22 protein-coding genes and 2 pseudogenes are annotated in these 21,331 nt (G+C 66.8%); 9 read left to right on the top strand and 15 right to left on the bottom strand.

The window, feature by feature from the left end; translation table 11 throughout:
- Together AC5RTT_RS15030 and AC5RTT_RS15025 are read left to right on the top strand one after the other, a co-directional pair.
- A partial coding sequence (locus tag AC5RTT_RS15030) for an MFS transporter (protein WP_494145877.1) occupies nucleotides 1-839 on the top strand: 839 nt, incomplete at its 5' end.
- Nucleotides 840-861: 22 nt separating this feature from the next.
- The gene (locus tag AC5RTT_RS15025; RefSeq protein WP_494145876.1) at nucleotides 862-1,929 is read left to right on the top strand and encodes a UDP-N-acetylmuramate dehydrogenase; all 1,068 of its coding nucleotides are present in this window, start codon (nucleotides 862-864) and stop codon (nucleotides 1,927-1,929) included.
- Here AC5RTT_RS15025 and AC5RTT_RS15020 read toward each other — a convergent pair.
- Complete coding sequence (locus tag AC5RTT_RS15020; protein WP_494145875.1) at nucleotides 1,910-2,344, bottom strand: hypothetical protein; 435 nt, start codon at nucleotides 2,342-2,344, stop codon at nucleotides 1,910-1,912. The genes AC5RTT_RS15025 and AC5RTT_RS15020 overlap by 20 nt on opposite strands.
- Nucleotides 2,345-2,449: 105 nt before the next feature.
- On the opposite strand from AC5RTT_RS15020, the gene AC5RTT_RS15015 reads away from it, so the two are divergent.
- Nucleotides 2,450-3,577, top strand: coding sequence for a winged helix DNA-binding domain-containing protein (locus tag AC5RTT_RS15015; RefSeq protein WP_494145874.1), 1,128 nt, complete (start codon nucleotides 2,450-2,452; stop codon nucleotides 3,575-3,577).
- 233 nt (nucleotides 3,578-3,810) lie between these two features.
- Here AC5RTT_RS15015 and asd read toward each other — a convergent pair whose 3' ends face one another.
- The 9 genes from asd to AC5RTT_RS14970 all read right to left on the bottom strand — a co-directional run bounded on the left by asd (nucleotide 3,811) and on the right by AC5RTT_RS14970 (nucleotide 12,874).
- The gene (gene asd / locus AC5RTT_RS15010; protein ID WP_494145873.1) at nucleotides 3,811-4,941 is read right to left on the bottom strand and encodes an aspartate-semialdehyde dehydrogenase; all 1,131 of its coding nucleotides are present in this window, start codon (nucleotides 4,939-4,941) and stop codon (nucleotides 3,811-3,813) included.
- A 137-nt stretch (nucleotides 4,942-5,078) separates the two neighbouring features.
- The gene (locus tag AC5RTT_RS15005; protein WP_494145872.1) at nucleotides 5,079-6,047 is read right to left on the bottom strand and encodes a hypothetical protein; all 969 of its coding nucleotides are present in this window, start codon (nucleotides 6,045-6,047) and stop codon (nucleotides 5,079-5,081) included.
- Nucleotides 6,048-6,153: 106 nt separating this feature from the next.
- On the bottom strand, nucleotides 6,154-6,372 hold the full coding sequence (locus tag AC5RTT_RS15000) for an NF038396 family protein (RefSeq protein ID WP_494145871.1): 219 nt from the start codon (nucleotides 6,370-6,372) through the stop codon (nucleotides 6,154-6,156).
- Between the two features lie 4 nt (nucleotides 6,373-6,376).
- On the bottom strand, nucleotides 6,377-6,961 hold the full coding sequence (locus AC5RTT_RS14995; protein WP_494145870.1) for a dihydrofolate reductase: 585 nt from the start codon (nucleotides 6,959-6,961) through the stop codon (nucleotides 6,377-6,379).
- On the bottom strand, nucleotides 6,958-7,761 hold the full coding sequence (locus AC5RTT_RS14990; protein WP_494145869.1) for a thymidylate synthase: 804 nt from the start codon (nucleotides 7,759-7,761) through the stop codon (nucleotides 6,958-6,960). Before AC5RTT_RS14990 ends, AC5RTT_RS14995 begins: the two co-directional genes overlap by 4 nt.
- Nucleotides 7,762-7,810: 49 nt before the next feature.
- A complete protein-coding gene (locus tag AC5RTT_RS14985) occupies nucleotides 7,811-8,779 on the bottom strand; it encodes an NUDIX hydrolase (protein WP_494145868.1) in 969 nt (322 codons plus the stop codon).
- 11 nt (nucleotides 8,780-8,790) lie between these two features.
- The gene (locus AC5RTT_RS14980; protein ID WP_494145867.1) at nucleotides 8,791-11,040 is read right to left on the bottom strand and encodes an RNA degradosome polyphosphate kinase; all 2,250 of its coding nucleotides are present in this window, start codon (nucleotides 11,038-11,040) and stop codon (nucleotides 8,791-8,793) included.
- Nucleotides 11,041-11,170: 130 nt separating this feature from the next.
- Nucleotides 11,171-12,142 carry a mycothiol synthase gene (gene mshD / locus AC5RTT_RS14975; RefSeq protein ID WP_494145866.1) on the bottom strand — a complete coding sequence of 324 codons (972 nt, stop codon included), beginning with the start codon at nucleotides 12,140-12,142 and terminating at the stop codon, nucleotides 11,171-11,173.
- 33 nt (nucleotides 12,143-12,175) lie between these two features.
- A complete protein-coding gene (locus tag AC5RTT_RS14970; RefSeq protein ID WP_494008955.1) occupies nucleotides 12,176-12,874 on the bottom strand; it encodes a winged helix-turn-helix transcriptional regulator in 699 nt (232 codons plus the stop codon).
- A 334-nt stretch (nucleotides 12,875-13,208) separates the two neighbouring features.
- Here AC5RTT_RS14970 and AC5RTT_RS14965 point away from each other — a divergent pair, with 334 nt between their 5' ends.
- The 6 genes and pseudogenes from AC5RTT_RS14965 to AC5RTT_RS14940 all read left to right on the top strand — a co-directional run bounded on the left by AC5RTT_RS14965 (nucleotide 13,209) and on the right by AC5RTT_RS14940 (nucleotide 18,249).
- A complete protein-coding gene (locus AC5RTT_RS14965) occupies nucleotides 13,209-13,976 on the top strand; it encodes a permease (RefSeq protein ID WP_494145865.1) in 768 nt (255 codons plus the stop codon).
- A 172-nt stretch (nucleotides 13,977-14,148) separates the two neighbouring features.
- Nucleotides 14,149-14,757, top strand: a complete 609-nt coding sequence (locus AC5RTT_RS14960) for a nitrobindin family protein (protein WP_494145864.1) — start codon at nucleotides 14,149-14,151, stop codon at nucleotides 14,755-14,757.
- A gap of 16 nt (nucleotides 14,758-14,773) precedes the next feature.
- Nucleotides 14,774-15,178: pseudogene (locus AC5RTT_RS14955) on the top strand (hypothetical protein).
- A gap of 22 nt (nucleotides 15,179-15,200) precedes the next feature.
- Complete coding sequence (ygfZ, locus tag AC5RTT_RS14950; protein ID WP_494145863.1) at nucleotides 15,201-16,283, top strand: CAF17-like 4Fe-4S cluster assembly/insertion protein YgfZ; 1,083 nt, start codon at nucleotides 15,201-15,203, stop codon at nucleotides 16,281-16,283.
- Entirely contained in the window at nucleotides 16,283-16,687 is a 405-nt protein-coding gene (locus tag AC5RTT_RS14945; RefSeq protein WP_494051014.1) for an ankyrin repeat domain-containing protein, read from the top strand. The genes ygfZ and AC5RTT_RS14945 overlap by 1 nt, the downstream gene beginning before the upstream one ends.
- A 44-nt stretch (nucleotides 16,688-16,731) precedes the next feature.
- Nucleotides 16,732-18,249: a DHA2 family efflux MFS transporter permease subunit gene (locus AC5RTT_RS14940; protein ID WP_494145862.1), complete on the top strand. Its 1,518-nt coding sequence runs from the start codon at nucleotides 16,732-16,734 to the stop codon at nucleotides 18,247-18,249.
- Here AC5RTT_RS14940 and AC5RTT_RS14935 read toward each other — a convergent pair.
- The 5 genes and pseudogenes from AC5RTT_RS14935 to AC5RTT_RS14915 form a co-directional block, all read right to left on the bottom strand.
- Nucleotides 18,211-18,927 carry a GNAT family N-acetyltransferase gene (locus tag AC5RTT_RS14935; protein WP_494145861.1) on the bottom strand — a complete coding sequence of 239 codons (717 nt, stop codon included), beginning with the start codon at nucleotides 18,925-18,927 and terminating at the stop codon, nucleotides 18,211-18,213. The two genes, AC5RTT_RS14940 and AC5RTT_RS14935, sit on opposite strands and share 39 nt — an antisense overlap.
- A gap of 45 nt (nucleotides 18,928-18,972) precedes the next feature.
- Nucleotides 18,973-19,998 carry an ATP-dependent 6-phosphofructokinase gene (locus AC5RTT_RS14930; RefSeq protein ID WP_494051011.1) on the bottom strand — a complete coding sequence of 342 codons (1,026 nt, stop codon included), beginning with the start codon at nucleotides 19,996-19,998 and terminating at the stop codon, nucleotides 18,973-18,975.
- A 163-nt stretch (nucleotides 19,999-20,161) separates the two neighbouring features.
- Complete coding sequence (locus AC5RTT_RS14925; RefSeq protein ID WP_494145860.1) at nucleotides 20,162-20,419, bottom strand: PspC domain-containing protein; 258 nt, start codon at nucleotides 20,417-20,419, stop codon at nucleotides 20,162-20,164.
- Between the two features lie 3 nt (nucleotides 20,420-20,422).
- A complete protein-coding gene (locus tag AC5RTT_RS14920) occupies nucleotides 20,423-20,719 on the bottom strand; it encodes a hypothetical protein (protein WP_494145859.1) in 297 nt (98 codons plus the stop codon).
- Nucleotide 20,720: 1 nt separating this feature from the next.
- Nucleotides 20,721-21,331, bottom strand: a pseudogene (locus AC5RTT_RS14915) (PspC domain-containing protein); the annotation flags it as partial.

The raw sequence follows: 21,331 nt of genomic DNA, 5'->3' as shown, positions 1-21,331 counted from the left end.
TTCACGGCGCGTTCAGCCTGGGAACCGTGGCCGGCGCCGGGCTGGGTGCGGCAGCGGCCGCCGTGTCCCTGCCGGTGGTGTGGCATCTGGCCGCTGCCGGGGTAGTGGTGGCCGTCTCCGTAGCGACGGCTGCGTCCTGGTTCCGTGCCGACATCACCCCGGTTGCGGCGGAGCGGACGTACACCCCGGACAACTTCGAGGACCCCAGCACTGGACCGATTCCCGTTATCTCTGCAGGCACTTCGGAGTCCGCCCACGAGCCCCTGGACAACAAACGCAAGATCTCCCAGGCCTGGCGGGACCGCCGCACCCTCCTCCTGGGGGTGCTGGTGCTGGGCCTCGCCCTGGCCGAAGGGGCCGCGGGGGACTGGGTGGCACTGGCACTGGCGGACGGCCACGGCCAGTCAGACGCCGCCGGTGCTGCCGGATACGGGCTTTTTGTCACGTTCATGACCATTGGACGATTCGCCGGAACCCTGGTCCTGGACCGGTTCGGGCGGGTGCCGGTGATGCGCTGGTGCGCGGCGATGGCGGTCGCCGGACTTGGCTTGTTCGTCTTTGCACCGGTGCCCTGGCTGGCATTTGTTGGCCTGGCGGTGTGGGGCCTGGGCGCATCCCTGGGGTTCCCGGTGGGCATGTCCGCTGCGGCCGACGACCCCGCCAAAGCTGCCGCCCGGGTCTCCGTGGTGTCCACCATCGGATACGGGGCCTTCCTCTGCGGGCCGCCGCTGCTGGGGCTGCTGGCCGAGCACGTGGGCATCCTGCACTCGCTGCTCGCCGTCATGGTGATGCTGGTGGTGAGCTTCCTGCTCTCGCCAGTGGCCCGGAAGCTTGCCTGACTTTCCCTTGTATTGTGGACGGGTGACTTCCACGCTGCTTTCCTCCCTGACCACCTCCGCCGTCGGCGGCCCTGCCGGCACCTTCATCGAGGCACGCACCGAGGCCGAAATCATCGATGCCATCCGCACGGCGGATGAGGCGGGCGAACAGGTGCTGGTCATCAGCGGCGGGTCCAACCTCCTGATCTCGGACGACGGCTTCCCCGGTACGGTGGTCAGGATCGCCTCCGAGGGCTTCACCGTGAACGCCGAGGACTCCTGCGGCGGCGTTGCCGTGGTGGTGCAGGCAGGCCACAACTGGGACCAGCTGGTGGAGCATGCCGTCCGCCATGCCTGGTCCGGAATCGAAGCGCTCTCCGGCATTCCAGGTTCCACAGGCGCCACTCCCGTCCAGAACGTGGGTGCCTACGGCGCCGACGTCTCCCAGACCATCGCCGCGGTGCGCACCTGGGACCGTGAACGGAACGCCGTCAGGACCTTCACCAACTCCGAGCTGCAGTTCGGCTACCGGGACTCCATCCTCAAGCGGACCACCGTCAACGGTTCGCCCCGCTACATTGTGCTCACCGTCGAATTCCAGCTTCCGCTCGGCCGGATGAGCGCACCTATCCGCTATGCCGAACTTGCCCGCGCCCTGGGTGTCGAGCCGGGCAAGCGCGCTTACGCCACCGACGTCCGCCGCGAGGTGCTCCGGCTCCGGGCTTCGAAGGGCATGGTGTGGGACGCCGCGGACCGGGACACCTATTCCACAGGTTCGTTCTTCACCAACCCCATCGTTCCCGCGGCTGTGGCTGAAGCGCTGCCTGAGTCCGCGCCGCGGTACCCGGCAGGGGTTGACGGGCTAGTGAAGCTGTCGGCTGCGTGGCTCATCGACCAGGCGGGCTTCGGGAAAGGCTTCGGCCTGGAGCAGGACAGTGTGTCAGGCGGACGGGCGTCGCTGTCCACCAAGCACACGCTGGCAATCACCAACCGCGGCGCAGCCCGGGCGGCGGACGTGGTGGCCGTGGCCCGTGAGGTGAGGGCCGGCGTCGAACGCCGCTTTGGCATTGAACTGCACCCGGAGCCGCTGCTTATCGGGCTGGAGCTGTAGTCCGTTCAGCGTCGGGCGAGTTCTGCCGGAGCACTTCGGCAGCGCCCATGAGGGCTGACGCCCAGCCTGTCAGTGCCAGGTAGATGCCCATGAACAGCCAGACCAGCAGGCCCGGTGCCTGCGGGTTTGCCGCTCCCGCAGCGATGCAGGTGGCCAGCCCGGCGATGGCCACGGCGAGTGACAGGACCCAGAGGAGACGGGCTGCCCGTGGGTGCTGCCGCCAGTCCCGGTGGATGCGGACGCCGTTCCGGCTGACCGCCATTGCGGGGAACAGCACGGCGTAGCCGCCGCCCAGGCTCAGGGCGAGGGAGGGGAGCAGCAGCAGGGGGTTTGACCGCCCTGCGCTGAGGAACGCGGAGAGGGAAATGAGTCCCAGCGCAGTTCCTGCCAGGACGCCCAGCGTCCCGCCGATCATCCATCTCCTGGTTTTACGCGCAGGCAACTGCCACAAACTCCCCAAAGTCATGGTTCTACCCTAGCCGCCGTGTTGCGTGCTCCGCCGCGACCGTAGGATGAGGGCATGGCTGCGCAGGCGGGGAACCGGATTGACGGCAGGACGCTGGGCCGGCTGCGGCTGGTGTCCCAAAGACTGCTGGCCCAGGGCCTGCAGGCGGCCGGGGACGCCACGGACTCCCCGGCAGGCGTGGTCGGTTGGATGACGGCCATGCAGGCACAGGACCTGCAGGCGGCCTTGTGGGCTGTAGGCGTTCGGCTTCCCGGCTCCGGCATCAGCGCCGTGCGGGCTGCACTCGACACCGGAACCGTGGTGAGGTCCTGGCCGATGCGGGGAACCCTGCACCTGGTGGCGCCCGAGGACCTGGGCTGGATGCTGGAGCTCACCGCGGACCGGCTGACCAAGGGCATCGCCGCCCGGCACCGGGAACTCGGCATCACCTGGGCGGACGTCGAAAAGTGCCGGGATCTCGCGCTCGACCGCCTCGCCGCCGCCGGGCCGGCCAGCCGCAGTGAGCTGTTCAGTGTGTTCGATGCCGCGGGGCAGCCTACGCAGGGGCAACGGGGCGTCCACATCCTGGGAACGCTATGCCGGCACGGCTGGCTTGTGCAGGGGCCGCTGGCCGGGAACCAGCAGCTGCTGGTGGCGTTTGATCAGTGGATTCCGCAGTCCCGGCGCCTGGAGCGGGCGGAGGCGGTTGCCGAGTGGCTGCTCCGTTACTTCCGCAGCCATGGCCCGGCCACCGTCCGCGACTTCGCCTGGTGGACCCAGATTCCCTTAACTGAAGTCCGGACCGCTTTGGAGGAGATCCGCGGCGAGCTGGTGGAGCTCAAGTTTGACGGTACGGCCTACTGGATGTCCCCGGAGACCGCCGTGCTGCTGGACGGCAGGGTCCCGGGCGGCCGCTCCGTCCTGCTGCTGCCCGGCTTCGACGAGTTCCTGCTGGGCTACACCGACCGGAGCCTTGTCCTGCCGCCCGAGCATGCCAACCTGGTTGTTCCCGGCGGCAACGGAGTCTTCAAGAAGACAGTTGTTGCGGCAGGCAAGGTGATCGGCACCTGGGCCGTTGCGGGCAAAGGCCAGCGCGCCGCCGTCGTACCCGAACTCTTTGACGGCGACCGCCCGCTCGGTCCCGCTGCGCAGGCAGCCTTCGACAAGGCCTCCCGGCGGTACCTGCAGTTCCTCGCCACCTGAACCGGCCCCGCCCCCGCGACGCTCTCTCACCTGTGGCGGCTTTCCGGCCGACGCCCTCTCACCTCTGGCGGCTTTCCGGCCGACGCCCTCTCATCTCTGGCGGCTTTCCGGCCGACGCCCTCTCATCTCTGGCGGCTTTCCGGCCGACGCCCTCTCACTTTCGGCGAGGGACAGCCGGTTAAGCAGGAGCGGCCCCGCCCCAAACGGGGCAGGGCCGCCCTGACGGCAGCTGTCTACAGGTTGCCGGTGGCGATGTTGAGCATGCGGCGCAGCGGCTCGGCGGCGCCCCAGAGGAGCTGGTCGCCCACGGTGAAGGCGCTGATGTACTGCGGTCCCATCTCCATCTTGCGGATGCGGCCAACCGGGATGTCCAAGGTGCCGGAAGCGGCCACCGGGGTGAGCTCGGCCATGGACGCTTCCTTGGTGTTGGGGACCACCTTGGCCCACTCGTTGTCCTCGGCCAGAAGCTTCTCAATGTCGGCGACGGACAGGTCCTCGCGGAGCTTGAGCGTCAGCGCCTGGGAGTGGGAGCGCATGGCGCCGATCCGGACGCACAGGCCGTCCATGATGACGTGGTTTTCCTCGGAGGTGCCCAGGATCTTGTTGGTTTCGACCCCGGCCTTCCACTCTTCCTTGGACTGTCCGTTGCCCAGGTCGGCATCGATCCAGGGGATCAGGGAACCGGCCAGCGGCACGCCGAACTGGGTGGCGTCGATGCCGGTGCGCTGGTGGGCCAGGACCTTGCGGTCGATATCCAGGATGGCCGACGCCGGGTCGTCCAGTTCCGTGCTGACCTCAGCATTGAGCGTGCCGAACTGGCTGAGGAGCTCGCGCATGTGCCGGGCCCCGCCGCCGGAGGCTGCCTGGTAGGTCATGGAGGTGCCCCACTCGACCAGGCCATTCTTGAACAGGCCGCCGAGGCCCATCAGCATGCACGAGACGGTGCAGTTGCCGCCGATGAAGTCCTTGGTGCCGTTGACCAGGCCCTTGTCGATGACGTCGCGGTTGATCGGATCCAGCACGATGATTGAGTCATCGTTCATGCGCAGCGTGGAGGCGGCGTCGATCCAAAGGCCGTCCCAGCCGCGGCTGCGCAGTTCGCCGTGGACCTGCTTGGTGTAGTCGCCGCCCTGGGCGGTGACGATAATGGGCAGCTTCGCCAGGGTGTCGAGGTCAAACGCGTTCTCGAGCTTGCCGGCGCCGTCAGCAAAGGACGGGGCGGCACCTCCCGCGTTGGAGGTGGAGAAGAACACCGGGTTGATGTTGGCGAAGTCGCCCTCGTCCTGCATGCGCTGCATGAGGACGGAACCGACCATGCCGCGCCATCCGACCAGGCCGACGGAAGGGGTAGCTGCTGTAGTCATTCGTCCATTTTAGACGTCTGAACCCGCAGGGCGCAGTCGGTTACGTCACGTCGTTGGGCAGCTACGTGATGTCCTTGAACGTACGACGACGGCGGGCGGCTAACAAGGCAGGCCCCTTTTGTCACGAGGGCTGCCCCTTAGCGGTCGAACTGCCGGGCCGTCGGTTCCGGGATCCCCCGTTCCGCCCTCAGCCGTTTGGCCTTGGCGGCGACGCCAGCCATCCGTGCTGCGTAGAGGACGCCGGCGGCCCCGGCGACAGTGAGGACCAGGGCTCCCCACACCGGATCCTGGCCCCTGCTGGTGGGCCCGGCCACCAGCAAGATCGAGAAAAACGCCAAGGCAGCGAAAAACACAGCCATCATTAGAAACCCTCCGGCGGGCCGCACCTGCGGGTGGGAAATGGCGGTGACCACACCGAGTTCGTCCTTCTCATAGCTGTGGAGCGCGCCCTCCACCGTCCGGAACAGGACACGCTTTTCCCCGCGCGCCAGGGCCTGCTCGTGAAAGGCACGGACCTGGTCGTCGGGTGTGGCTGCGCTGCCGGGAGTATTGCCCGGATTGCCGTTCTGCATGCTAGTCCTGTCGGATCGATCGGATGTGGTCCAACACCTGGCCGTCGCTGAGGCCTGAGATTCCCGGATGGGCTTGGAAGGGGCATCAAGATGGCCGTAGCCCACGGTCCAGCCCTCCCCGCTGCGTTTGACCAGCAGTTGCTTGCCGTCGGAACCGCCGAGCAGGCGGATGGTGGCTCCGCCGTCGGGGTTGTCCTCAAGATGCTTGCGCAGGATAAGGAAGTTGGCTTCTGCCGGTGTGGTATCCGGCCGCTGCGCCATCGCGAACCAGCTGAGGTAGGCCCGTGGCTGCAGCAGGATCCGGTATTCGGGTGACTCGACGGACAGGACGTTGTCCACGGAGCCGGCCGTGAGGAGGTTGATCTGCACCAGCTTCTTGGTCATCGTCAGGGCATGGGTAACGGCTGCCACCGGACCCGCAACCGACAACTCCTTGTCCGCGCCCACCGTGGCTGCACCGCGGGCCATCAGGGAGGACGCTCCCGCCGAGAGCAGGGAGGCGTCGTCGAGTTCGCCTTCCAGCCGGAGTGCCATTGTCCAAACAGCAGTCCGTCAGGCTGCAGGCTTCAGCCTAGGCCAGGCGCCCGCCAAGCCGCGATGGGGTGGGCTCCCCATGCAGAGCCGGCACAGCCACAATGAGCTAGCCCCGCTTGGACTCCTCCACCACAGCTGCCCTGCGGGCCCGCAGGGCAAAGAAGGCGGCGAAGGCGAAGACCTGCGTGACAACCACCAGCACAATGGCGCCGGCGATCTTGTTGCCGCCCAGGATCATGGTCAGCCCCACGATGGCGGACAGCAGCGCAAGCAGCGGCAGCAGCATGTACCCCAGGACGAAGAGGGTTTCCGGTTTCTTCAGCATGTTCCTAGCCCTCGGTCCTTGACCATTTGGTGAATCGGTAGCGTGTGCCGTTGGCGGCCGTCAGCCAGCCGTCCGGAGGAACGGAGGCGGTGGCCTCCCAGCTGGTGCCAAGCTCGGGGGCGAACGTGTCGCCGTCGGCCTCCACGTCGATGGTGGTGACCACCGCTACGTTGGCCAGGTCTGTGGACTGGCGGAAAATCTCCCCGCCGCCCAGAATCCAGACGGTGTCTCCGCCGTCGACGAACTGCGATTCCAGCAGCGCATCATCCAGCGACGGAACCACGACGGCGCCCTCCGCCTCCGGCGTGTCGGCCCAGTTCTTCTGCCGGGTGATGACGATGTTCGTCCGCCCGGGCAGGGGACGGTACTTGTCCGGGAAGGACAGCCAGGTCTTGCGGCCCATGATGACCGGGTGCCCGGTGGTGAGGCGGGTGAAATGCTTGAGGTCCTCGGGCAGGTGCCAGGGCATGTCCCCGTCCTTGCCGATGACGCCGTCGGGGGTCTGCGCCCAGACCAGGCCGACGCCCGTGATTGAGGCGGCCAGTTCCTCCGTGAAGGACTGCGGATCGGTGAAATTCTCGGTGCTCATACGGCGATCGGTGCCTTAATCGTCGGGTGGTGCTTGTAGCCCACCACTTCGAAATCCTCCAGCGTGTAGTCGAAGATCGACGCCGGCTTCCGGTTGATCTTCAACTGCGGGTACTCGTAGGGCTCCCGCTCCAGCTGCTTGAGGACCTGGTCCATGTGGTTTTCGTAAATATGCACATCGCCGCCGGTCCAGACGAACTCGCCGGGCTCCAGCCCCACCTGTTGGGCAAGCATGCAGGTCAGCAGGGCGTAGGAGGCGATATTGAACGGCACGCCCAGGAACATGTCCGCGGAGCGCTGGTACAGCTGGCAGGACAGCCTGCCGTTGGCCACGTAGAACTGGAAGAACGCGTGGCAAGGCGGCAGGGCCATGTCGCTCAGCTCGGAGACGTTCCACGCCGAGACGATGTGGCGGCGCGAGTCAGGGTTGTTTTTCAGGCCCTTCACGAGCTCGGCGATCTGGTCGATGTGGCCGCCGTCCGGGGTGGGCCAGCTGCGCCACTGGACGCCGTAAACCGGCCCCAGGTCGCCATCCGCGTCTGCCCATTCATCCCAGATGGTGACGCCCTGGTCCTGCATCCACTTCACGTTGGTTTCGCCGCGCAGGAACCACAGCAGCTCCACCGCGACGGATTTGAAATGCACCCGCTTGGTGGTGATCAGCGGGAAGCTCTTCGACAGGTCAAAACGCAGCTGCCGCCCGAAAACGCTGGTGGTTCCGGTTCCGGTCCGGTCGGATTTGTGCGTGCCGGAAGCCAGGACATCGCGCAGGAGGTCTTCATAAGGCGTTGGGATGCTCACGCCCCAAGTCTATCGGGGTTGCTTGTCGCCTTTCTGAATCCCGGCCGGGTCAGTCGTCGAACGGTTTGAACTGCTCGACGGCGACCACGTGGTTCTTTGCCCCGGGCGCCACATGGCAGACCACCAGTTCGCCGGGCGAGAGGTACGGCTCATCCGAGGGCAGGAGGCTGCTCAGCCGGCCCGGCATGTGCTTCGCCAGCTGCGCGAAGACCGTCGGCAGCGCGGGGCGGTGGGTGCAGACCACCACAGGCCGCTGCTTGTCGAACAGGGCCTCGACGACGGCGGCGGTCTTCTTCGGGCTGCGGTGGTGGCGGTGCTCAGTGAGGGCTTCCGCCATCCGAACCTTCGCCCCTGCTGCCTTCGCATAGGGCGCAACGGTCGCCACGCACCGGAGCCAGGGGCTGGTGACCACGCGCGGGGGCTGCCAGACCTGCAGCAGCCGTCCCACCGCCTGTGCCTGCCGTGTCCCGGTGGCAGCCAGCGGCCGTTCACCTTCGGCTTTGGTCCAGGAGGAGCGTGGCTTCGCTTTGGCGTGCCGGAGGACTATGAGCGGCCAGGTGTTCAGCTCGCCGTCCTCGTGGGCTTTGCGCAGGTATTCCAGCGGCACGACGTCGGTGGGGTTGGAGAGCAGCTTGGCCGCCTTCTCCGGGGTGCACCACATGACGCTGTCCACCTCCTTGCCGTCCGGAACCAGCCGGGTCCCATTAGCCTTGACCGCCCAGTAAAAAACCACCTTGAGGCCGGACGCGACGCGGTAGTGGATGGCCGGCAGCGGACGGCCCAAGGGCGCGTCCAGGCCGATCTCCTCCCGCACCTCGCGGAGGGCGCATTCGGGGATGGTCTCGCCGTCGTCAATCTTCCCTTTGGGCCATGACCAGTCGTCATAGCGGGGGCGGTGGATCAGCAGGACTTCAAGCCTGTCATTTGTCACCCGCCACGGAAGGGCGCCGGCAGCGGTAACTGCAACTGGTTCCCCGGGATGGTCTGTCTGGTCAGCTACGAGTGCATCGCTCGACAAAACGGCTGCCCTTACCGCCGGCTCAGGCTGCGCTGCCGGGGCCGCGAGGCGAGCAGCCAGGACTGCACATCCTCAAGCGGCCTGCCGTCCTCGGCCAGGTGATGCCGGGACCAGTCGCCCTCGTTGTCCAGGTGCCAGCTGGCGGTTTCGGGTGCCATGTACCGCTTGAGCAGGTCCAGGACGTAGTTGATGTCGTCGGCGCTTGCCAGCTGGACCAGGGCCTCCACTCGGCGGTCCAGGTTGCGGTGCATCATGTCCGCGGAGCCGATGTACACCACGGGGTCGCCGCCGTTGGCGAACGCGAACACCCGGGAGTGCTCAAGGAACCTGCCCAGGATGGAGCGGACCGTGATGTTTTCGCTCAGGCCCGGTACACCCGGCCGGAGGGAACAGATGCCGCGGACCACCACGTCCACCTTCACACCGGCCTGGGAAGCCCGGTACAAGGAATCGATGATGGCTTCATCCACCATGGAGTTCACCTTGATCTGCACCCGGCCGGGTACCCCGGCCCGGGCATTGCGGATTTCGGTTTCGATCCGGTCGATGAGCCCTGACCGCACCGAGCGAGGCGCAACGAGCAGGCGTTTGAAGGTGGACTTCGGGGCGTAGCCGGAGAGCTGGTTGAACAGCTTGGACAGGTCCTCGCCCACCTGCTCGTTGGCGGTCAGAAGGCCAAGGTCCTCGTAGTACCGTGCGGTACGCGGGTGGTAATTGCCGGTGCCGATGTGGCAGTACCGGCGCAGCCCGTCCACTTCCTGGCGGACCACCAGGGACAGTTTGCAGTGCGTCTTCAGGCCCACAATTCCGTAGACCACGTGCACGCCGGCCTGCTCGAGCTTGCGCGCCCAGGAGATGTTGGCCTGCTCGTCGAAGCGGGCCTTGATCTCCACGAGCGCCAGGACCTGCTTGCCGGCCTCGGCGGCGTCGATCAGGGCGTCCACGATGGGGGAGTCGCCCGACGTGCGGTACAGGGTCTGCTTGATGGCCTGGACCTTGGGGTCCGCAGCGGCCTGCTCCAGGAACGCCTGGACGGAGGTGGAAAACGAGTCGTACGGGTGGTGCAGCAGGATGTCGCGGCGGCGCATGGCTGCGAAGACGTTTGCGGCCTTGGACGTCTCGGACTCGTTGAGGTACCGGGATGTGTGCGGGACGTGCTTGGGGTAGTGGAGATCGGCACGGTCAATGCCGGCAATGACGGACAGGCCGCGGAGGTCCAGCGGAGCCGGCACCGAGTACACCTCGGATTCCTCCACCCCCAGTTCGCGGATCAGCAGCGCACGGATGTTGGGGTTGATGTCATTGGTGACTTCCAGCCGCACGGGAGGGCCGAAGCGGCGGCGCAGCAGTTCCTTCTCCAGCGCCTGCAGGAGGTTTTCGGCGTCGTCTTCCTCCACCTCCACGTCCTCGTTGCGGGTGACCCGGAAGGTGTGGTGTTCCAGGACCTCCATGCCGGGGAAGAGCTTGTCCAAGTGGACGGCGATGACTTCTTCGAGGGCGATGAACCGTGCCACCCGGCCTGCCACTGCGCCGGCGCGGGGACCGTCGATGGAGATCAGGCGCGGCAGCTGGTCCGGCACCTTGACGCGGGCGAACAGTTCCTTGTCGCTGACCGGGTTCCGCACCACCACGGCCAGGTTCAGGGAAAGCCCGGAAATGTACGGGAACGGGTGGGCCGGATCCACCGCCAGCGGCGTGAGGATGGGGAAGACCTTCTCGGCGAACATTGCGCTCAGCTGCTGCTTGGCGGCGTCGTCCAGTTCGTCCCAGTGCATCAGGTGGATGTGCTCATAGGCCAGTGCCGGGCGGATCTGGTCTGCGTACACCTGCGCGTGCCGCTGCTGCAGCCGGTGTGCTTCCTCGCTGATCCTTTCCAGGACCTCCACGGGGCTCAGTCCAGCAGGGGAGGGGACGGCCAGGCCCGTGGCGATGCGGCGCTTCAGGCCCGCCACCCGGACCATGAAGAACTCGTCCAGGTTGGACGCGAAAATCGACAGGAAGCTGACGCGTTCCAGCAGGTGCAGGGAGGGATCTTCGGCAAGTTCCAGGACCCTGGAGTTGAAGGCGAGCCAGCTCAGTTCACGGTCCAGGAAGCGGTCGGGGCGGATGTCACCCTCGGGCTGCAGGTTCGGCGCAAATTCCGGAATGTCAATGCGGTCCTGGGTGGCCCGGGAAGCCGGTACTTCGGAGGAACCGAAGCGGGCGCGTACAGGAACCGCAACATCCTGGGACGTGGCTGTTCCGGAAGGTTCCGGGTTCATGGCATCTCCTTTACCTGGCGCTTGGTGCTGGTGCTTCCGGCCCGCGCGGTCTTGTTTCAACCTTACAAGCATTCATTGCCGCGAAACCCTCGATTTCCGGGTACTCCGGCGCCCATGTCAGTCGACTGGACTAACCGGCCGCCACCGGCCCGTACATCACATCCATGTCCCAGCGGGTAAACCCCAGGCGGCGGTACAGGGAAACGGCGGGTGCATTCTCCGCGTCGGTGTACAGCATCACGGCGTGCAGCCCCTGCTCCTGGAGGTGCCGGATCCCCGCGACGGTGAGCGCCTTGCCCAGCCCCATGCCCTGTGCCTCCGGCGCCACGCCCACCACATAGACTTCGCCGATGGCGGGGTGCGGGCCGTGCTGCGGGTGCACCTTGGTCCAGTGGAAGCCCAGCAGCCGCCCGCGGGCGTCCTCGGCCAGGAGGAAACCCGCGGGGTTGAACCAGTCCTCGGCCATGCGTGCCTCAAGGTCCGCCCGCGTGAGGTTGCCCTGCTCCGGATGGTCTGCGAAGGCCGCCCTGTTGACCTCCAGCCACGCCTCCTCATCCTGCCCGGGCACAAAGGCGCGGAGCGTTACCCCCTCCGGGAAGCCGGCGTCGGGAAGGTCAGCGCCCGCCGTCGTCATCCGCATCTTCCACAGTTCACGCACGGGCGCATAACCGTACCGGGCGGCGAGATCCGCGGCGGCCTCATGGTTGCCGTGGGACCAGGCCTTCAACCCGTCCAGCCCCCGGGTTTCAACCAGGGCGCCCACCAGGCGGTCGGCCACGCCCTGGTTGCGATAGGAGGGGTGGACGGCGATCTCCAGGATTCCGCTGCCGTCCGCTTCCTCGACCACGACGGCGAAGCCCGCCAGGTCCTGCCCCGTGGCGGGATCCGAGTCCTCATCAGGGGCGTATAGCGCCAGGGTCAGCAGCGAGTGTGCTGTGGAATCGCCGGCGCGCATGGTCACCAGGGTCTGTTCCGAGATGGACGGATTGCCGTCGGACTCTTCGGCCGCGGCAAGCAGGTCGCGGCAGTCTTTCAGGAGCTGCTGGTCAACGCCGCCTCGGACAACATGGACGGGCCACTTCTCAGGGTGCGCAGGAGTCATGAAGCAAGGCTATACGGGTTGGAGGCCCGCCACTCAGGCCTCGGTGAGCTCGTCTTCCTGCTGCCGCACCAGCGTGAGGCGGTAGCCCACGTTGCGGACGGTGCTGATGAGGTTCTCATGGTCGGCGCCCAGCTTGGCGCGCAGGCGCCGGACGTGGACGTCCACGGTGCGGGTGCCGCCGTAGTAGTCGTAGCCCCACACCTCGGTGAGGAGCTGCTGGCGGGTAAATACCCGGCCGGGATGTTGGGCGAGGTATTTCAGGAGTTCGAACTCCTTGAAGGTCAGGTTCAGCGGAGCACCGTTCACGCGGGCGGTATAGCTGGCTTCGTCGATGACCACGCCGGCGGCGCGGATTTCGCTTGGCGCGTCTTCCTGTTCAGGCACGGCCCGGGCCACCGACAGCCTGATGCGCGCTTCCACCTCGGCGGGGCCGGCCGAATCCAGGACGATATCGTCCACAGCCCAGGCAGAGGAAACGGCCGCCATGCCGCCTTCAGTGAGGATCAGCACCAGCGGGGCGCTGAGGCCGGTGGCCTTCAGGAGCTGGGTGAGCGAGCGGGCGCCCACCAGGTCCTTCCGCGCGTCCAGCAGGACGATGTCGCAAGGGTCTGTTTCCAGCAGGGCCGTGGGCTCGGCGGGGAGGATATGGACCCGGTGGTTCAGCAATTCAAGGGCAGGCAGGATGTCGACCGAAGTGCCGGTGCTGTTCGTCAGTAACAGGATGTGCGACATAGTTCCTCCAAGGGCCGTCCGCGCATCATTGGGCGACTGAACCGGATTTCCACCGGCGGGTACTGGCTCCCGTAAGGGTTTCCGGCCGGCGTGGAAAGCTGCCGGCCAGCCACCCCGGCAGGGCGCTTAGTTGAGCCTTGAGTATACCCGCCACCCCCTGCGGAACCAGAGATGCACGCGCTGTAACGGGACGTTTTGCGACATATCCCGTTCATATAAGGCAGGATTGAGCTAGGGCGGAACGCCCTGCCAGAAAGGGGCTCTGCCCCAGGTCGACGCCAGGATGGGATTGCAGCGCAGTGAGTGCAAACGCTAAGCAGAGGCAGGCTCCCGCATGACGGCGGATCTGCAGGCACCCGTTCGTTCGCTCGGCTCCTGGACCATCGGCCTGGTGGGAATCGCAGGTCTCGCGGCCATCATCGCCGGTGTCTACACCACCAGGGAAGCCCTGCTGGTCGTGGCGGTCCTGATCGCCGCCACGGTGGGCATCGGCTGGCCCCACTTCCTGCGCATTCCGGCCAAGAAGACGCTCGCAGCAGTCATTGCCCTGCCCGGCGCAGCTTCCGCAATCGCCGCTGCGGTGGTGCCCGCACCCGGTTTCCTCGACTGGACGCCCGGATTCATTGCCCTGGGAATGATGGCAGTCTTCGTGGTGCAGCTCATCCGCGGAACCGGCCAGGCGCAGCGTCTTGAGTCCACGCTCGGCTGCTGTGTGGGCGTCCTGCTGTCCTGCCTTGGCTCAGGATGGGTTGCCGGAGCCAGGTTCAACGGTGTGCGCGAGATGCTCCTGGTCGCGGCCATCAGTGCCGCAGTGGCGTTGATCACAGGACTCATCCGGTGGCCCGACAGTGTGGTGGCGCCGCTGGGCATGGTCCTGGCCGGGCTGGCGGGGCCGCTCGCGGGCCTGGTGCTCTCTGACATAGAGGTCCTTCCCGCCGCCATTTTCGGCGTCGTGGTAGGTGCCGTGCTGGCCAGTTTCCGCCGGATGGCCACCCTCCGCGGTGCCCCGCTGAACGTTCCTGCGGCGCTCGGTATGGGGCTGGCGCCCGTCTCCGCGGTGGGTTCCCTTGCCTACTTCATAGACAAACTACTCATCTACTAACGCGTTAGGATGGCATCATGTCCGTACTTGCTTTTGAAATCTTCTTCCTTGTCCTGCTCGGCATCGCCAGCCTTTCGATGGCATGGTTTGCCGGCTTTGTGGTCTACCGCCTCTTCAAAGGCCAGAAGTAGACCGAACTTTCCGGAGCTAGCTGTATCTCGAGGTAATTGCCGTGCCCATTGAGATTCCTACGGATCTGACCCCTGAACTCGTTCCCCTTTCCTGGCTCATCGGTGAGTGGGAAGGCCGCGGCCGGCTCGGCAGCGGGGACGAGGACTCGGAGCATTTCATGCAGCACGTTTCCTTCACCCACAACGGCCTGCCGTACCTTCAGTACCGTGCGGAAAGCTGGCTGACCGACGACGAAGGCACCCGCCTGCGGCCGCTCACTGTCGAGACCGGCTTCTGGGCGCTGGAGCGCAAACAGCTGGACGCCGATGGCGGGCCGGGCCTCATCCCGGCGGACATCGTGCCTGCCTTGAAGAGTGCCGATGAGGTGGAGGCCCTGCGCAACAGCGAGGGCGGCTTCGACATCTCGGTGTCCATCTCCCATCCCGGCGGCATCTCGGAGCTGTACTACGGGCAGATCAAGGGCCCCCAGATCCAGCTCACCACGGACATGGTGATGCGGGGCAGCCATTCCAAGGACTACAGCGCCGCTACCCGCATCTTCGGGCTGGTGGACGGCAACCTGCTGTGGCGCTGGGACGTGGCAACCGGGGGAGAAGGCGGCAAGGGCCTGGAAGCCCACGCCTCGGCCTTCCTGAAACGGGTTTCGTAACCAAAGGAGCGCTGCCGTGGGAACAGTCGAAGGCCTGAAGGACTACGGTGACCTGAAGGCCGTCTTCTTCAACGGCACGCTCAAGAAATCCCCGCAAACGTCCAACACCGACGGCCGGATCAACATCAGCCGGCGGATCATGGAAAAGCACCTGTACGCCCACTCCGGCGAACTCAACAGCAAGGGCCAGTGGGCGTTCTACCCCAAGGTGGGCGGCTGCCTGACTACCGGCAACGAGGACGGGATCAAGCACTGCTCCATGAACATCCTCGACAGCCTGCAGCACATCGGTTTCAGCAGGCCGACGCCGGGTGGTTCGGACCCGTGGGGCCGACGCCGGCGGCCTGCCCGCCTACGGGAACCTGCCGCAGGATGGTCCGCCAGGACCCGGTTCGATTTCGAAAACCCGGAATATCGCTAGCCTCCAAGGACTTCTACTTCATATGACTATTCCCAGCCCTCTGTTGTCGCGCCCCGGCGCCGTTGAGGCGGCCGGCGTGGACGCCGGCGTCGCGGCCCACTACGGCGAGCCCCTGCGCGAACAGCGTGCCCTGGCCGCCGGAACCGCCGTCGTTGACCTCTCCCACCGCGGTGTAGTGACCGTCACCGGTCCGGACCGGCTGAACTGGCTCAACACCCTCTCCTCGCAGCAGGTCACCGGCCTGGCGCCGGGCGAGTCCAGCGAGTTGCTGCTCCTGAGCGTGCAGGGGCGGATTGAGTTTGATGCGCGGGTGGTTGACGACGGCGGGACCACCTGGCTGATTGTCGAGGGCGCCGAGGCAGCGCCGCTGGCGGAGTTCCTCAACAGGATGAAGTTCATGCTGCGGGTTGAAGTGGCGGACGTCTCCACCGGGTGGGCTGTTGTGGGCAGCACCAGGGCGGTCCCGGAATGGTCGGGCCTGCTCGCCTGGCAGGACCCGTGGCCGCATGTCAGCGCCGGCGGCTTCTCCTATGCCACGGTTGCCGAGACCGACCATCCGGGACTGGAGCGTCCCTGGTTTGAATACCTTGTCCCCGCGGCAGCCCTGGAGGAGACGCTCGCAGGGCGCCCCCTCGCCGGTACCCTCGCGGCCGAGGCCCTGCGCGTGGCCGCCTGGCGGCCCCGGATCGGTGCCGAGACGGATGACAAGACGATCCCGCACGAACTTGACCTCCTCCGCACCGCCGTGCACCTGGCCAAGGGCTGTTACAAGGGGCAGGAGACCATTGCCCGCGTCCACAACCTGGGACATCCGCCGCGGCGCCTCGTGTTCCTGCAGCTGGACGGATCGCAGCACACCCTGCCCGCGGCCGGCAGCCCCGTCCTGGTGGGCGACCGGAAGGTGGGGACGGTGACCTCGGTGGCCCAGCACTACGAAATGGGCCCGGTTGCGCTGGCGGTCATAAAACGTTCAGTGGCCCCGGATGAGATACTGACGGTTCTGGACGGGGACGAGCCATACCCCGCCAGCCAAGAACTCATCGTCGCCCCCGACGCCGGCCAGGTGGTGGGGCGCCAGACCGGATTCCTCAGGGGGCCACGCTGATGACTGACAACGCCGCACCAACCGCCGGGACCGACGACGACGCCGTCGCCCTGGCCCACACTCTCTTCGAGGCGGCCAGGGAGGGCAACACCGACCTGTTGCGCGCCTACCTTGAGGCAGGCGCACCGGCCAACCTGACCAACTCCGCCGGGGACTCCCTCCTGATGCTGGCCGCGTACCACGGCCATGCGGATGCGGTGCGGCTGGTCCTCCAGCACGGCGCAGACGCCAACACGCCCAATGACCGCGGCCAGACACCGCTGGCGGGGGCGGCATTCAAGGGCTATCCCGAAGTAGCCCGTGTGCTGCTGGACGCCGGCGCGGATCCTGACGCCGGCTCCCCTTCCGCCCGTGCCGCGGCACAGATGTTTGCGCGCCAGGAGATCCTCGACCTCCTCGGCTAGCCATCTTCCGGGTCTGCCCGGCCAACACCCTGAAAGATAACCGAGTGGAAAACGTAGCAAAGCCCTGGCCTGCCCTGTGGTCCCTGGTGATCGGGTTCTTCATGATTCTGATCGACAGCACCATCGTCTCCGTGGCCAACCCCGTGATCATGGAGGGCCTGGGCGCGGATATCAACTCGGTGATCTGGGTGACCAGCGCCTACCTGCTGGCGTACGCGGTGCCGCTGCTGATCACCGGCAGGCTCGGCGACCGCTTCGGACCCAAAAAGCTCTACCTTCTGGGCCTGGTGGTGTTCACCCTTGCCTCGCTGTGGTGCGGACTGGCCGGGAACGTGGAGACCCTCATCGCCGCACGCGTGCTGCAGGGCCTGGGTGCGGCCATCATGACGCCCCAGACCATGGCCGTGATCACCCGGATCTTCCCGCCCGACCGGCGCGGGGCAGCCATGTCGGTCTGGGGAGCCACCGCCGGGATGGCCACCCTTGTGGGACCCATCCTGGGCGGCGTCCTGGTGGACGGGCTGGGCTGGCAGTGGATCTTCTTCATCAACCTGCCCGTCGGCGTCGTGGGCTTCATCCTGGCGCTGCGGAACGTTCCCGCCCTCAGCACCCACCAGCACAGGTTCGACATCCCGGGCGTGGTGCTCAGCGCCGTCGGACTCTTCCTTCTGGTCTTCGGCATCCAGGAGGGCGAGACGTACAACTGGGGCACCATCGTCGGACCCGTCAGCGTGTGGAGCCTGATCATCGCCGGCCTGGTTGTGCTGACGGGCTTTGTGGTGTGGCAGCGGTACAACAAGGGTGAGCCGCTGCTGCCGCTGGGGCTGTTCCGCGACCGGAACTTCTCGCTCGCCAACCTGGGGATCACCATGGTGGGCTTCACCGTCACGGCATTCATGCTGCCGCTGATCTTCTACTACCAGATGGTCCGCGGCCTGACACCCACGCAGTCAGCCCTGCTGATGGTGCCTATGGCCCTCATTTCAGGCGGGCTGGCACCGGTGGTGGGGAAGGTGGTGGACCGGATCAACCCCAAGTACCTGGCCGCGGCCGGCCTGATCCTGATGGCCGTTGCCTTGGCGTGGAACGCGCTCCTGATGCAGCCCGGAACGCCCATCCTGCTCTTCCTGCTGCCCAGCGCCGTCCTGGGGTTTGCGAACGCCGGCATCTGGGCGCCGCTCAGCACTACTGCAACCCGTAACCTTCCGCCCCGCCAGGCCGGGGCTGGCTCAGGTGTCTACAACACCACCCGGCAGTTCGGGGCGGTGCTGGGCAGTGCAGCCATCGCCGTGCTGATCCAGGCACGGCTCGCGGCTGAACTGCCCGCTGGAGGACCGGCCGGCACGGCAGGCGAAGGGATGGCTCTCAGCGGCACTCTGCCGGAAGCCCTCCATAGCGGATTCTCGACGGCGATGGGCCAGTCCATCCTGCTGCCCGCCGCGGTGGTCCTGGCCGGCGCTGCGGTGGCGCTGTTCTTCGCGAAACCCCAGCCGGTCCAGGGCTGGGGCACGGCAGCGCCCGTATCAACCAAGGTGGACGCTGGTCTGGATTCCGCCGGCTGAAAGGCCAAGTTTCCGGGCAAGCGCCAGCGCTCCGGTGTTGCTGACGTCCGTTCGCCACTGCAGCGTCAGCCCGGCTGCCAGTGCTTCATGGGCCGCGATGGAAGCGGCCAGCGTCCCGAGCCCCTGGCGGCGCCATTCCGGGTCCACCAGGACACCCAGGTGCGCCAGCAGGCCCTCCCATTCCGTGTAGGCCCCGCAGGCAAGGGGGATTCGCCGTCCCTCAACCTCGTGGACGAGGGTGTAGCGGTTTTCCAGGTCCGAGAGGCCAACCTCGTTGACGTCGTCCGGCGGGCACCGGCCCTCCAGTTCGATGGCCTCGGGGTTGCCGTGCGAAACGGTCATCTCCCCAGCCGGCTGCTTGAGCGGCAGGTCGTCGGCGAAGAATAGGGCTGCGGCGCCCAGGCCGTGCCCGCCGTGGGAGCGGGTCAGGGTCAGGAGGGTTACGTGCTGCGCCATCTCCTCGTCCGGGATGCCCGCCGCGGCGTCAATGACCCACTGCGGTCCCACCAGGGCGGAACTGCCGAAGAGGCGCAGGAACTCCACCGTCCGGGCCGATTCGTCAGCCCGGACCACGCGTTGGCCGGAAGCGAGGGCTTCCCCGAAGGCGTCGTCGTCCAACCCGAGGCGTCGTGCCCACGCAAGCTGGATGATGGCAGCGGAACCGGGGTCAAGTGTCATGTTCCCAGCCTAGGGCGACCAGACCGCTCAACCGGGCAGGACAGCTCAGCCGAAGAGGACGGCGGCTTCGTCGTAGCGCCGCTGGGGGACGGTCTTGAGCTGGCCCAGGGCGTCCTGGAAGCCGACGTGTTCGATGTCCGTTCCCTTCAGGGCCACCATGGTGCCCCAGTAGCCTTCCACCACTGAGTCGATGGCGGCCATGCCGAGGCGGGTGGCCAGGACCCGGTCGAAGGCGGAGGGGACGCCGCCGCGCTGGATGTGGCCCAGGATGGTGGCGCGGGTTTCGATGCCGGTCCGGGCTTCAAGCTCCGGGGCCAGCTGATCGGCAATGCCGCCCAGGCGGGGACGGCCGAACGTGTCGAGGCCACGTTCGGAGTGCGGGGTTTCCATATGCTCCGGAACGAAGCCTTCGGCCACCACTACCAGGGGTGCGCGGCCGCGGGCGTGGGCTTCGTTCACCCACTCGGTGATCTGTTCGATGCTGACCTTCTGCTCCGGGATGAGGATGGCGTGGGCGCCTGCGGCCATGCCGGCGTGCAGCGCGATCCAGCCCACGTGCCGGCCCATGACTTCGGCGATCATGCAGCGGTGGTGGGATTCGCCGGTGGTGCGGAGCCGGTCGATGGCTTCGGTGGCGATCTGCACGGCGGTGTCGAAACCGAAGGTGTAGTCGGTGGCGTCAAGGTCGTTGTCCACCGTTTTGGGGACGCCGACGATCTTCAGCCCGGCGTCCGTGAGGCGCTTGGCGGCGGCCAGGGTTCCCTCACCGCCGATGGCGATGATGGCGTCGATGCCCAGGCGGTCCATGTGGGCCTTGATGACCTCGGGGCCGCCGCCGTTCTCGAACGGGTTGGTGCGCGAGGTGCCGAGGATGGTGCCGCCCTGCTTGGCGATGCCACGGACCATGGTGCGGGGGATGTCAATGATGTCGCCCTCCACCACGCCGCGCCAGCCGTCGAGGAATCCGACGAACTCGTGGCCGTGGATGGCGATGCCTTTCAGTACGGCGCCGCGGATCACCGCGTTCAATCCGGGGCAGTCGCCACCGCTGGTGAGGATTCCAATTTTCATGTTTCGGCTCAAATCCTGGGAGAGGGTTTACAGGCAGAGCGCCACGCTGAGCTCATCTAGAAGTGTAGTGGGAGGTGTGGGGTACGACACAAACTGGTTACAAAGCGCCCGTCCGCCGGCAACACAACAGCCCCTGCCCGGTGGGGGCAGGGGCTGCAGTGAGTCAGGGACGGTTCAGTGAGCGCCGCTCCAGGAAGGTCTGGAGCGGGATCACGTTGCGCTGGTCCGGAAGGACCGCCCACGCCAGGAGGTAGAAGACGACGGCGGGTCCTGGCAGCAGGCAAAACACCAGGAATGCGATCCGGACGTAGGCCACATCCACGTTCAGCTTTGCGGCGATACCGCCCAGGACCCCGCCGAGCCAGCGCTGCGGGCCGCGTTTCAGGCCGAGGCCCCTGACGATGCTGAAAAACTTGTCCATGGTTCAAGACTTCCCTGTTGTTGGTTCGTTGTCACGTTTGCGGGCCGACAGCAGGCCGCCCACCACCAGCGCGGCGCCGGCTCCGATCATAAGGCCGATCAGGACGTAGGTGCCGTTGAGGGTCACGATGCCCAGTTGTGCCACGATGATCAGGGCCGCCAGGGCCAGGACAATGAGTCCCCACACCACCGTGCCCACCCGGGCGGGTGCCGTTCCTGCATCGGTGCTTGCCACCGTCGGGACATCCGTGGAGTAGGAGCCAGGGGTCCGGGGCTCGGGGGCCTGGTTGCTGTTGCTCATTTCAGTTGCCTTCCTCGATGGTGACGTTGCTGAACGTGCCGTCGATCTGGACCACCAGGCGGCTGCCGGGCTCGTCTGTGTTGTAACTGCTTTCGCGGGTGGTGGTGCCGCCGCGCTGTCCGGTCGCCTCATTGAGGTTTCCCATGGTCATGTCCGCCTTGATCTCCACGGGCACGTTCTCCGGGATGACCACAGTCACGTTGCTGGCGGTGATGTCCAGCGGAATGACGACGTCGGACGTCAGCGGGGCGTCGTCGGCCAGGTTGGTGAGGTCCACGGTTCCCCGTCCGGCCGTGACGTCGTACCCGTCCCGGGCCTCCGCGATGGTTGCCGGGCTCCAGTTGACCTGCTGGAACCGGACCCGGTCGCCGTCGCCCACCACGTTGTACACACCACCTGTGACCAGCGCGATGACGGCGAAGAGGCTCAGGACCCCTGCCGTCCTGCCGCGGATGCCGGCCAGCAGGATGCCCAGGCCCAGGACGGCGGCTGCACTTGCCCAGACGATCGCGTTGGCGGAATCGCCCAGGTCGATCACGTTGGTGACATCCAGGGCCTTGAGGCCGCCGCCCACCAGCAGCGCCGCGCCGGTTGCGATGGCGACTGCCGGGG

The sequence above is a fragment of the Arthrobacter sp. Y3221157 genome (genome assembly GCF_059089865.1).
This window is presented reverse-complemented; position numbering and strand designations above follow the sequence as displayed.

Coding starts and splice junctions, on each gene's coding strand:
- AC5RTT_RS15020 (WP_494145875.1), bottom strand. CDS start 2,344: ATGATCGGCGGGACGCTGGGCGTCCTGGCAGGAACTGCGCTGGGACTC.
- AC5RTT_RS15015 (WP_494145874.1), top strand. CDS start 2,450: ATGGCTGCGCAGGCGGGGAACCGGATTGACGGCAGGACGCTGGGCCGG.
- asd (WP_494145873.1), bottom strand. CDS start 4,941: ATGACTACAGCAGCTACCCCTTCCGTCGGCCTGGTCGGATGGCGCGGC.
- AC5RTT_RS15005 (WP_494145872.1), bottom strand. CDS start 6,047: ATGGCACTCCGGCTGGAAGGCGAACTCGACGACGCCTCCCTGCTCTCG.
- AC5RTT_RS15000 (WP_494145871.1), bottom strand. CDS start 6,372: ATGCTGAAGAAACCGGAAACCCTCTTCGTCCTGGGGTACATGCTGCTG.
- AC5RTT_RS14995 (WP_494145870.1), bottom strand. CDS start 6,961: ATGAGCACCGAGAATTTCACCGATCCGCAGTCCTTCACGGAGGAACTG.
- AC5RTT_RS14980 (WP_494145867.1), bottom strand. CDS start 11,040: ATGAACCCGGAACCTTCCGGAACAGCCACGTCCCAGGATGTTGCGGTT.
- mshD (WP_494145866.1), bottom strand. CDS start 12,142: ATGACTCCTGCGCACCCTGAGAAGTGGCCCGTCCATGTTGTCCGAGGC.
- AC5RTT_RS14970 (WP_494008955.1), bottom strand. CDS start 12,874: ATGTCGCACATCCTGTTACTGACGAACAGCACCGGCACTTCGGTCGAC.
- AC5RTT_RS14965 (WP_494145865.1), top strand. CDS start 13,209: ATGACGGCGGATCTGCAGGCACCCGTTCGTTCGCTCGGCTCCTGGACC.
- ygfZ (WP_494145863.1), top strand. CDS start 15,201: ATGACTATTCCCAGCCCTCTGTTGTCGCGCCCCGGCGCCGTTGAGGCG.
- AC5RTT_RS14945 (WP_494051014.1), top strand. CDS start 16,283: ATGACTGACAACGCCGCACCAACCGCCGGGACCGACGACGACGCCGTC.
- AC5RTT_RS14935 (WP_494145861.1), bottom strand. CDS start 18,927: ATGACACTTGACCCCGGTTCCGCTGCCATCATCCAGCTTGCGTGGGCA.
- AC5RTT_RS14930 (WP_494051011.1), bottom strand. CDS start 19,998: ATGAAAATTGGAATCCTCACCAGCGGTGGCGACTGCCCCGGATTGAAC.
- AC5RTT_RS14925 (WP_494145860.1), bottom strand. CDS start 20,419: ATGGACAAGTTTTTCAGCATCGTCAGGGGCCTCGGCCTGAAACGCGGC.
- AC5RTT_RS14920 (WP_494145859.1), bottom strand. CDS start 20,719: ATGAGCAACAGCAACCAGGCCCCCGAGCCCCGGACCCCTGGCTCCTAC.